Source organism: Fodinibius sp. GM21 (assembly GCF_058386955.1).
The window spans coordinates 162,097-173,286 of sequence record NZ_JBYEIQ010000001.1 but is presented as its reverse complement, the minus strand read 5'-3'; the positions used below and the strand labels follow the sequence as shown (position 1 = coordinate 173,286).

At 42.1% G+C, this 11,190-nt stretch carries 9 protein-coding genes; 3 read left to right on the top strand and 6 right to left on the bottom strand.

What is annotated here, in order from left to right; genetic code table 11:
- The first annotated feature begins 5 nt into the window (after positions 1-5).
- Positions 6-674, top strand: a complete 669-nt coding sequence (locus ACT3IB_RS00730) for an amino acid kinase family protein (RefSeq protein ID WP_491537100.1) — start codon at positions 6-8, stop codon at positions 672-674.
- 185 nt (positions 675-859) lie between these two features.
- Complete coding sequence (locus tag ACT3IB_RS00725; protein ID WP_491537099.1) at positions 860-1,051, top strand: histone H1; 192 nt, start codon at positions 860-862, stop codon at positions 1,049-1,051.
- Positions 1,052-1,201: 150 nt separating this feature from the next.
- Here the strand turns inward: ACT3IB_RS00725 and ACT3IB_RS00720 are convergent, their stop codons facing one another.
- Positions 1,202-1,564: an STAS domain-containing protein gene (locus tag ACT3IB_RS00720; protein WP_491537098.1), complete on the bottom strand. Its 363-nt coding sequence runs from the start codon at positions 1,562-1,564 to the stop codon at positions 1,202-1,204.
- Positions 1,565-1,756: 192 nt separating this feature from the next.
- Between ACT3IB_RS00720 and ACT3IB_RS00715 the strand changes: the two genes are divergently transcribed.
- Positions 1,757-2,341, top strand: coding sequence for a DUF6940 family protein (locus tag ACT3IB_RS00715; RefSeq protein ID WP_491537097.1), 585 nt, complete (start codon positions 1,757-1,759; stop codon positions 2,339-2,341).
- 1 nt (position 2,342) lies between these two features.
- On the opposite strand, the gene ACT3IB_RS00710 is transcribed toward ACT3IB_RS00715, so the two are convergent.
- From ACT3IB_RS00710 to ACT3IB_RS00690, 5 genes are all read right to left on the bottom strand, one after another.
- A complete protein-coding gene (locus tag ACT3IB_RS00710; RefSeq protein ID WP_491537096.1) occupies positions 2,343-4,148 on the bottom strand; it encodes an FG-GAP repeat domain-containing protein in 1,806 nt (601 codons plus the stop codon).
- Between the two features lie 59 nt (positions 4,149-4,207).
- The gene (locus tag ACT3IB_RS00705) at positions 4,208-5,281 is read right to left on the bottom strand and encodes a YncE family protein (RefSeq protein WP_491537095.1); all 1,074 of its coding nucleotides are present in this window, start codon (positions 5,279-5,281) and stop codon (positions 4,208-4,210) included.
- A 50-nt stretch (positions 5,282-5,331) separates the two neighbouring features.
- Positions 5,332-7,740, bottom strand: coding sequence for a choice-of-anchor B family protein (locus ACT3IB_RS00700; protein WP_491537094.1), 2,409 nt, complete (start codon positions 7,738-7,740; stop codon positions 5,332-5,334).
- Positions 7,741-7,852: 112 nt separating this feature from the next.
- Positions 7,853-10,480 (bottom strand): PAS domain S-box protein, encoded by a 2,628-nt coding sequence (locus ACT3IB_RS00695; protein WP_491537093.1) that lies wholly within the window; start codon positions 10,478-10,480, stop codon positions 7,853-7,855.
- A gap of 462 nt (positions 10,481-10,942) precedes the next feature.
- Positions 10,943-11,146, bottom strand: a complete 204-nt coding sequence (locus ACT3IB_RS00690; protein ID WP_491537092.1) for a dodecin family protein — start codon at positions 11,144-11,146, stop codon at positions 10,943-10,945.
- Positions 11,147-11,190 lie beyond the last annotated feature (44 nt).

Genomic DNA, 11,190 nt, shown 5'->3' with positions numbered 1-11,190 from the left:
TTTATATGAAATACATTGCAGCACTCGATTATGATCATTTAGATAATGGAGTTTTTCTAACCAGTCTGGCCCGCTCACTTTCGCAACAACAAGGCAATTCTGATCTGCGCCCCATTATCATTCACTCCGACAGTGAATACACAGAGCGCATTATCCAGACCGGGGTGATGCGAGATGAGGCTACCGTACGCAGTATCAAAGACCTCAACAACCGCCTGGTTGCCCTTTTCGCCGATGAGGGGGTATCAGCTATTGGCCTTAATCCATATCAGCGAAATCTGATAACCCGTCAAAATGAGATGCTAACCCTTGATCATTCATTTTTGGACACACTTCCCAGCCAATCAGTCTTGCTGCTCTCTACTTTGGTCCAAAACGCTGCTGAAGATAAAGTTGAGCCCTTATCACTACCTCGTCTTGCTACTTTTTTATGCGAAGAGTTACAGGCTGATGAACTATTTCTTTTTTCCAAGGCAGACGAGTCAGAAATATTTACCAATGATAAATCCGGAAGTGACTTAAGTTGGGATGCGATGGATCCAGAATTTAAGGAACATCAAATTCCAGAGGAGTTTGTCAATTTTAGTCATACCGTAAGACTTACGACAGCCCGAGACTTTAATCAATTACCAAATTTGGAACAAACTACAGTTATCAATAGCAGTAGAACATGAATTATTTTCCTGAAACCAATTGTAAATCACCACATTTTCCGGAAAAAGTCCATTTAATGAATTAAAATGGGCTTTTTTACTTGACACAACAGTTCCATATACATAGATTCGACCATTCGATGTATAAAAGAAATTACATCGAGCAAAATTTTTAATTATTAATACTAATCAAACGGAGTCATATAATGAGCCGATTCGATGAAATGAGTGATTTGCTAGACCAATTGGAACCTGACATTAATAAGTTCTACAACAAGGGGAATAAAGCTGCAGGTACTCGCGCTCGTAAAACTCTTCAAGCTATGAAGAAGAAAGCGCAAGAAATTCGAATGGAAATTCAAGAGTGGAAAAACACTGGAAAAGTTGACGAAATCTAATTTCGTTTATCCACTTGTCAAATTTTAAAGGCCGCTTTTGCGGCCTTTTTTATTTTATACAAATTTCTATTGTAGAGATATTGCCGCATAAAAAAGTGCCGCAAGAATATATCCGGCGGCACTTTAAAAATCGCAACTAATCGATCACGTTTATTCCTCTTCTCCTATCGGATCGTCTTCATATGATTCAACAGCTTCTTCAACCGTTCTGTAACTATTGAATACGGTTATCAGTTTAGTAACCATTAATAAACTTTTAATTCGTTTATCGGCCCCGGCAATACGCAAATCGCCACCGGCATTGCGCATGGTTGTAAGTCCACCTATTAAAATTCCCAACCCGGAGGAATTCATGAACTTAACATTGCTCAAATCTGCCACTACTTCTTTTTTGTCTTCATCAATCAAATCATGCAGATCCTCGTTAAATTTATTGGCATCCGGACCTCCCATCAGGTTACCACTAAACTCTATCACAATACAATTATAACGCTCGTTAATAGAATAATTCATATGCTGTTTTTCTTTTTAAGTTGTCCCTTAAATTAAATTCAGAGATCATAATATACAAGACTAAGTTAAGTATGCGAATTTGAGCGATAAAACTAAAATTGGTACTCTAGAAACCCTAAAGTAGGCAACCATATCCGCTCATTATTAACAGAATAATGTGTTAAGCTGAAACCTAGTATTTTTAATGAAATTATGCTCGAGTCCAAAAAAATTACTATTGAAAAAGGGAAATCATATAAGTACAAGATCTATCAGCAAGACCGGCAACTAAACTATGCAGAATTTTTAGATTTACTAGAACAACAAACCGATAACTTCCGCTTGTTTTTTATTGATCTCTTAGCGAGCCTGCCCTTTCGCTCCTACCATTGGGAAACACCTCCAGCCTCCAAATACTCGTTAAATCAACCCTTTGAATTTGTAGTTAGCCGCACTCCGAGTATAGACTTACCCCCTGATCCGGGCCCCTTCCGGCAATATTTTGAGTTCGGCAAAAATGTTGCAGTCTTTGATAATCTGGGTAGTGATGCCAAGTTGATTGCCCCTACGCCGTCTGATCAACAGCTAAACTACTCGCATATTGGTGTTTTTACTGAGAATGCTCCCGAATCGCAGCAGCTGGCACTTTGGGAGACAGTGGGAAAGGTGACTAAGAGTTTGATTACCGATCAACCGCTTTGGCTCAACACGGCCGGCGGTGGAGTAGCCTGGCTTCATGTTCGGCTGGATTCAACCCCAAAATACTACCGACATAGTCCATATACCTCAGCAGGCTAATTTATTGACTAATCCAATGGAAATAGACAAGTCCACCACCGCGGCCTCCTGAAATTAAGTCTGCGGCCCCATCGCCATCAAAATCAACAAATTGAGGAGAAGCTAATCGTGGAGCCATTACAGCAATCGGGAGCACCTGCTTTTCAAAAGCAGCCTTTTTCCCAGTCCCTGTATTCCGGTAAAATACAAGTCCTTCAGTTTTACTTCCTACAAACAGGTCTAAATCACCATCGGCGTCAATATCATAAAATGTGGGAACACTCCGATGGCCCACCTCAACATTGGCAAACGAATCTTTTTCAAGAACAAAATCGGGATTTTGAGCTTCCCCTTCATTGCGATAAAAATAAATTTTTCCACCAGATTCTCCTACAAAAAGATCCAGGTCACCATCGCTGTCGATATCAACAAGCGCAGGAGTACTGTTACTGCCCCGCTCCAGCTCTACAAACGTGTCCTCTACTTTCTCGAATTCATCACCGGTATTCTGATAGTAAGCAATACGCCCTTTCCAGGTTCCCAGCAACAGATCATCAAGGCCATCTCCATTCAGGTCTCCCAATGCAGGGGCGTAATGATAGGCATCCGGTAAATTCAGCATTCGGGATTTATGCAAAGATGGTTTGGCTTTCGTACCACGATTTTCAAAGGTATAAACAGTTGATGATTTCCGTCCGCCGGGATCAATTTTATTCGCCAACAGCAAATCTATATCGCCATCCCCATCAATATCACCGGCTGCCGGAATGCTTTCATTTCCAATATCAATGCCGTCTAAAAACTGCTTGGTTTCTTGGCTGAATCGTCCGGTATCGTTTTGCTTATAGAAATATAAATTCTCAGCCAATGTCTGGCTTGCATTATAGGCTCCTCCCAATACGCCAATCAGGAGATCCTTTTTACCATCCTGTCCCCAATCAGCAAAGGTAGGGGCATTATATCCGCTGGACTCTATAGGATTGGAAGAAGGAAATGGCTGCGGCTCCCCTTGCAGTCCCGGATTACTGCATGATCCCCTATTCTCAATAAGAAGAAGACTAGGCTCGAAAAAGTCGCCCCAAAAAAGATCCTGATCACCGTCATCATCAATATCAACAAACGTAAGCGTATTGGCCCCATGCATGGTACCTATTTGTTTGACGATCTCGATGCCTTCAAATTTCCTGCTAACTAACTCAAATTGTGGCACGCCTCGCTCATCACGACCTACCGACTCATAGCGCGTTACAGTCCCATCCAGTCGCCCGATAAACAAATCCAGCTTCCCGTCGCAATCAATATCCGTGACATTAGGAATATTTTGACGGTCCGAAAATATTGGTTCTCCTTCAACACCCTTAAGGGTATCCGCCACTAAAGTAAAATCGGGCTCTTCCGGGCCACCGTCATTACGATAGTACCTAATATAGCTATATGGCTGCTCGGCCAACAGATCCATGTCTCCATCCTGATCCAGATCAGCAAACCGGTACCATTCTCCGATATCGAGGTCATGGTATTTGTCACTTTGCCAACTTAAATTCGAGTCCTCATTCTCAAAAAACATGAGCTCGTTGGAATTTTCCTGCAGAAAAAGATCCGGATCTCCATCCGCGTTTATATCCACAAACTGTGGGCGCGGGGCATTAAATCCACCCAAAAAGGGATGTTCCATAGCAGTCCCGGAGCTGTCAAAAACCGGAAAGGGAGCGATCGTCTTCTGAAATGTTCCTGATGTACCCTCCTGACCCAAAATCCCCGGTCCGCTACATCCGCCTACCCAAACGGCAATACATATAAGCGCAAAAGATAAAAATCGATCAGACATTATTTACGAATCAGTTTAAGTTGGATTGAGCCAGTGTTTTACGCAAAAGTCACTAGGAATTACCAATGGGCATCGGTTCCTATCCCGGATGGGTAAGCCCCAACTTCGATCACTTTCTCAATCTCGTTTGTTTCGGTATTGATTACAGTAATAGTCCCATTCGGAGCACCGGCGGGTGATGCCCCTTCTGCATCAAAGGTTCCCTTTCGATTGTTATTCGAGATATATAGGTATTTTCCATCCGCTGACATTGCGCTTCCATGCGGCTGAGCTAATCCATTTCCATTAATAACGCCAGCTACCGAAAGCGATGCCATATCAACCACGGTAACTGTGTTCGCCTGCTTATTGCCAAAATAGACCTGCTTGCCGTCTGGAGAAAATACCGGATGCCAGGGCTGTGCATTTACCTCAATGCTACCGGTCAATGTAGGCGATTCCGGATTGCTTATATCAAAGAATAGTAATTTGCCTGACATCTGTCCGGTAACCACCATCGTATTTCCATCCGGAGATACCGTAAAATCAACAAACACGTGGGTATCCCCATCCAAAGTAGTCAATTCCGTCTCTTCGGTTTCATTATTAAGTGAGAGGATCTGATTTTCTGCAAGACTTGCAATGAAGGTCCACTTTCCATTGGGTGTGATGGTCAATGCGTGCGGACGTGCAAAAAAAGTAGGAATTTCTTTTTGGAGCGTCATATCAGATCGGTTTATAATCCCGATACTTTGCGGTGGATTTACGGCACTCATAGATCGTCCCACAATCAGTTGATCGGCAGTGGGATGTAGTGATAATAATCCGGGCACCTCCATTTTAGCCTCACCAACCAGCTTATTGTCACGGTTGAATTTTAGCACGCGATTTTCGCCAATAAGTGTTACATACCAGTATGAGCCATCCGGCTCGGCAACAGTGTGGTGCGGCTTCGCATTGGCTGAAAAGCCCAGCTCCTGCAGATCAATACGGTCAACAATTTCATTGCTTTCAACATCGATGACTGATAATGTCGCTTCGCCCTGATTGCAGACATAGATCCGCTGATTTTCTTCGCTAGTATCATCTTGTCCAACAAGTGAATTAGCGGATAACCCCACAAAAAACAGCGTTACAAACAGAACTCTGAGCAAAAAAGATATCCATTTTTGCATTGCTAAATAATTATCGAATTAGATAAAAATTACTGTGCGCTTGCCGGTTTTACAGGCTGATCTGCATTTTCTAAGATAAACAACCCTTCCGTAGAGCTGGTCATAATAATAATATCACTCTCAAAGTAAGGGTAATTACTCCACGTTCCGGCAAAACCGGGCTCATCTTTACCAAACGGTTCGGTATCAAAATATCCAACCTTTTTGGGATTTTCGGGATTGCTGATATCAACAACCTGTAATCCACTTACGTAGTTCGATTGATACATCGTATTGCCCTTAATATATAGGTTATGATCCGAAGCAGAATTATCGAACAGGTATTCATCAACGAACTGAGGATCGTCCAGATCAGAAAGATCCCAGATCAGCGTACGCGTACGATCCACATTCCCGGTCAGCTCATCCAGCTCATCATTCTGGAAGAAATAACGCTGATCTTCGGTAAGCCATCCCTGGTGTACATAAGCGTAATCGGGATATGAAGCCGTTGAAAGCGCCCGTGGATTTTCCTTATCCGTTACATTAGCAATACTGATCGCAGTTTCGTTGGCACCGATACAAATTTCTTCTCCCTGATACTCTTTGTCAGGGCCATGGTACGTTACACATTGCGCATCATGAGTATAACCTGTTCCGCTTCGTCCCGTTGATGGATCTGCAAAACAGCCTGCAAAAGTAGGATTTTTAGGATCCTGAATATTGACCATATGCAATCCACCACCGCAGGTTTGTCCGCCCCCGCTGCTTCCCACCGCATATGCAAATCCTGTATCCTCATTTATTACAATATTATGGACGCTGTGCACCTTGTCATATATAGTATCTTCTTCTAACGTCATCGGCGAACCTTCAAAATCTCTCAACTTGGTTAAATCCAGCACCTGTATTCCATGTTCACCCGCGTTATCGGCAACTACGTACGCGTGATTTTTATACACCTTGATATCACGCCAAGCATTGGCTCGGGCGCCTTCTGTCATTGGCAAATTAGCTACATAAACGGGATTCTTGGGATCACTGACATCCACAAAAGACGTACCGTTTATACGTCCGACCAATGCGTATTCTTTACCGGTTTGGGGATCTGTCCATCCCCATATATCGTTCATTCGGACTCCCCGATCACCACCTATTTCTTCGATGGGAAGAAAGGAGAGAAGATTTACATTGCGGCAACCAAAATGAGAGGCACTACCGTCGCTGCAGTCGATTTTGTTACCGGTAATAGGCTCAAGAACAGAACTGCTTTCGCTGATTAACCTTGAAGCTACGGACCATCTCCCCGTATCATCCATTTCTAAAACCACAGCAGTCCCCGCTCCATAATCGGCACCGGTAAGCCCGGCCACGGCAATACCTTTATCAACTGCAACAGTACTTGCAAACTGGTCGCCCTCCTTGCGATCAGGTCCGCCTATCTTGCTGACACCAATCCATTCTCCGTTGCTTTTATTATATTCAAACTGATACAAAGCTCCTTTTCTATCATCAGCACCGGGTGTTCCTACCCAAAGCTTTCCATCGGCTATAGCTAATGAAGAACCGAAGCCATAGCGCGGTTGACCATCAAAAGCCACCAATTTGCCGTAGGCTTCCCAAGATTTATCTGCATTCTGTTCATATACTAAGACAGCTCCAGAACCTGATGCCTCGCGTGGAGCTCCTACAAGAATCTTGTCACTGAACATTCCCAATGTTGAGCCAAAACGTGCATTATCAGCAACCTGATCACTGCTGAGGGTTGCCTCTTTTTCCCAAGCTCCCTCATTGCCTGATCGATAAACGTGTACTGCGCCGCCTTCTTCCGGTGCTCCGACAAGCAGTTTTGCCCCATCCACTTTAAGAGCTGAACCAAAACCAATTCCCTGTGCTGTATCTGGATTAGCCAAACGCTGCTTCTGGCTCCATGATCCTGATTCTGTTTTACGAAATACATATACAGCTCCATTGCCGTCTGCCTCTGCGGGTGCACCCAGAAAAACAAAGTCACCGCTTAGCGCTACGCTGGAAGCCAAGCTACCCTTTTTGCTAGTATCCGACAGAGCCAACTGAGCCGTTTGGTTCCAAGATCCATCGACAGACTTCGTAAATAGATACGCTGCTCCTCGCTCATCATCCCATGCCGGAGCACCTATAAGAATTGCATCATCGTCGGTTGTTATTGAGACTCCAAAACCGTTACCAATTTCTCCATCAGCTGCGGAAAGCTCAAATTGCACATCCCATTCGCCATCAGTACGCTGATAAACATGTACAAGTCCTGGTTGATGAGGGTTGGCCGCCTCACCAATAAAAACCGTTCCGTTGTTAACTGAAACGGACCGAGCAAATCCTGCCATAGCTTCCAATTCCCCTGAACTTGTTGTCTGAGCTTCGGCCGAATAGAAAGTTGTTGAAATAAAAAGAGCTAAAAAGAATACCAGTAAACGTTTCATAGAAATAGTGTTTTAAAGCTTTCTTTGATTGGCTTCCTTATTTATTAAAATACTTTGTGACAAGCAAAAAATGAACGTAAAAAAGCGTTAAGCATTCTCTGCTGTCAACAATTTATGCATACTCTAACGTACTTGCAGAACCACGGACAGCTTCCTGTTGAAATGAGAAGACAAAGGTTGTACCCTCTCCGGAATTCACTGTCAGTTCTGCTCCAAGCTGGGATATGAGCGAACTTATGAGAGTAAAACCGAGACTACTCTGTTCTTCGATGCGAAAGTCGGCGGGTAATCCCTCCCCGTTATCTTTGACCGTAAATTGAATATTAGAATCAGATTTTTCTCCTACGATATTAATACATCCTTCCTGCTGATCATCAAAGGCATGTTTGTATGCATTGGTAATTAACTCATTAATGATTAATCCACACGGGACCGCCTGATTGATATTAAGGTTGATGGATTCGATATCAATCTCAAAAGAAATTTGTTGATTTTCCTGATGATATACCTCCCTTACCGACGAAATAATCTGCTCCACAAAACCTTCAAATGAAAGATCATGGAAGTTTTCAGCCTCATACAGCATTTCGTGTATAGTGGCCATCGACTGTATACGCATCTGGCTATTTTTGAGGATTTTCTGGGTATGCTCATTTTCAACAGAAAACACCTCAAGCTGTAACAATCCTGAAATGATAGCCAGGTTGTTTTTAACTCTATGATGAATTTCTGCAAGCAATACCTCCTTTTCCTTCAGCGACCGATCAAGCTCCTCCTGATACTCTTTGAGGTCCGAAATATCCTGACCAGTGCCAATCATATACGTTTCATGATCTCCTTCAAAAAGAGACGCACTATATAGAAATGGAACCTCGGTCCCATCCGCCTTCCTGAACTTTGCCTGAACCGTTGCCTCTCCCTCTTCATGCACCTGCTTAATGGTATCGGCAACACGCTCCTTTTGATCTTCCGGAAAATAATCGAGCGGATCCATATATGATATTTTTATATCGTTGAGACCTGTAGCCTTTCTAAAATAATCATTCCACCGAATAGCATTGCCTTTCTCGTCGAACATAAAAAAGGAAATGGGCAAGCTGTTAATAATTTGATCACTCAGCTCTTTCTCTTTCTCCAACTTTTTCTTTGCTGCCACTTGACTTGTGATATCCTGGACTGCACCAATAACATGCGATACAGATCCATCAGCAGTATAATTAATCTGGCCAGAATGACGAACCCAGCGAACCTCTCCTTCCTCAGTTACTAAACGATGCTCAAAATCTATGAAAGGATCTCCAGAGGTAATATGGTCAAGAACATCCTCAACTATTGGCTTGTCATCAGGATGGACTTTCTCCATAAAACGCTCTACTGATGGTTTTTGCGAAACATCTGCAATATCGTAGATATCATACACCTTGGGAGACCAAAACAATGAATTCTTATTGAGATCCCATCGCCAACTACCCAAATCAGCCAATTCCTGACCAATCCGCATATTTGTTAAGGTCTTTTTTAGCTGATCCTGCGTTTCACGCAATTCTGTAATATCAACGCCGATACCCACAATATATCGCTGCCCCCCCATCATGAAACGAAAACCTGTTAATGCATGAGGTACGAGTCCCTGCTCTTTAGTTTTCAGTCCCCCCTCGGCTTCGCCTCTGCCCCTGGTTAACACTTGCTGAAACACAATCTCAAGAAGCTCAGAATCATCTGAATCAAAATGAGATAATAATTGAGAATTTTTCAATTCGGAATGAGATTTGCCAACTAGCTCCTCGAAATTTTTATTCCATCGTTTTAATAAACCATCTTCATCGGTCAAACAAAAAATGCCCGGCAAATGATTAATAATATTTTTAGAAAATTGCTTTTGAAACTCAGAATCGCGTAACGCTTTTTCGCGCCGGCTAATATCACGTCCGGTCATATACCATTTCCCTTTATGCAAGGTAAAGCTCAAATTTAGCGCTGTGACATCTCCCGCTTTATTCCCAATACGAACAAAATATTCGCCTTTTGGCTCATCCTGTTGACGTAAAAATGAAATAATCGTTTCCTTTTTGTCATCGTCAACAATATTCTTCCCAAATTGAGTACCTTCCATATTATTGTAAGAACAATTGAATAATGACTGAGCTTCTTTATTCAACTCAAGGTATACCAGTGATTGGGGATCAATAATAGCTTGGATATCAGATGAGTTCTGAAGGAATATGTCGGCCTTTTTGAGCTCATTATTCTTTTTGATCAGTTCCAGACGCGATACCACCTCCCTGCTTATCATATTGAGGCTATCTTTCTGCTGCCGGGTTAAAGTTCGTGGTTCTCTGTCAATCACACATATAGCTCCAATATTATGTCCATCTGAAGTTTGGAGAGGAACACCGGCATAAAAACGAATATGTGGATCTTTTTTTACAAATGGACTACCTGCAAAACGCTCATCTTCAACAGCGTTTTCTACAATCATGAGATCATCATCTTTAACAGTGTAGTGACAAAAGCTTTTTTCTCTTGGTATTTCAGTAATATCCCAACCCTTACTGGCTTTGGTAAATTGCGTATTTGCACCTAAAAGATTGATGAGTGATATGGGAGTTTCACAAATAGTAGATGCCAGCCTGACTAAGTTATCAAGCTCTTTTTCAACATTTTTGTTGGTAATTTCATACTGTTTCAGCTTGTCAAGCCGTGCTTGGGCTTTAGCTTCCGAGGATCTTAATTGCGGCATATAAAAATAGTACTATAGATGATAAAAAAGGATAAAATAGAGATTGCTCTCTTCTAAGAACGTATCGTTACTTTTCCACAGTTCTTAAATTTTAAGATGGCTAAGAACAAAATAAACAACATGAATCATTGGGTAGATAGCGTTTTTCTTCGGTAAGAATCTAAGAATATTTCTTCTATTAACCATGCAGCAGGGGGTTAAAATACACTAATTGGGGTTAGAAAGCATTAACCTCTTACTTTGACTTCAGAGGCAACCCTTTACCTAAGAACGTTCGCAATCCGTATTCCAGAGGGTTGGGCAAAGAATACTTTTGAATAACCATCCCAAAAATACATAAGAATACATGGAGAGTACTGTACTTAAGTGTTCTTCCAATTTTTATTTCAAATTTTAAATTCTCAATATATTTACCAACGATTCTAAATTTAGAGAGTATCTTTAAAATCTGCTTTACGATAACTAAGCATCATCAAGCACAAAGGTCACTTTGGCATTAACGCGATACTTTTCGATGCGGTTATTTGTAACAATGCCCTGAATATTTTCACAGTTTACACTCTTGATATTATGTACCGTTTCGGACGCTTGTTTTACGGCATTTTCCACTGCTTCTTCCATCGTACTTCCCTCTGCAATAACTTCAATAACTTTAGCTAGTGACATGATCGCTCTCTTTTTGGTATTAAACTTCAAGAAGCTATCACTAC

Bases quoted from the DNA above. Each gene is read 5' to 3' on its own strand.
- ACT3IB_RS00730 (WP_491537100.1), top strand. From the start codon at position 6: ATGAAATACATTGCAGCACTCGATTATGATCATTTAGATAATGGAGTT.
- ACT3IB_RS00725 (WP_491537099.1), top strand. From the start codon at position 860: ATGAGCCGATTCGATGAAATGAGTGATTTGCTAGACCAATTGGAACCT.
- ACT3IB_RS00720 (WP_491537098.1), bottom strand. From the start codon at position 1,564: ATGAATTATTCTATTAACGAGCGTTATAATTGTATTGTGATAGAGTTT.
- ACT3IB_RS00715 (WP_491537097.1), top strand. From the start codon at position 1,757: ATGCTCGAGTCCAAAAAAATTACTATTGAAAAAGGGAAATCATATAAG.
- ACT3IB_RS00710 (WP_491537096.1), bottom strand. From the start codon at position 4,148: ATGTCTGATCGATTTTTATCTTTTGCGCTTATATGTATTGCCGTTTGG.
- ACT3IB_RS00700 (WP_491537094.1), bottom strand. From the start codon at position 7,740: ATGAAACGTTTACTGGTATTCTTTTTAGCTCTTTTTATTTCAACAACT.
- ACT3IB_RS00695 (WP_491537093.1), bottom strand. From the start codon at position 10,480: ATGCCGCAATTAAGATCCTCGGAAGCTAAAGCCCAAGCACGGCTTGAC.
- ACT3IB_RS00690 (WP_491537092.1), bottom strand. From the start codon at position 11,146: ATGTCACTAGCTAAAGTTATTGAAGTTATTGCAGAGGGAAGTACGATG.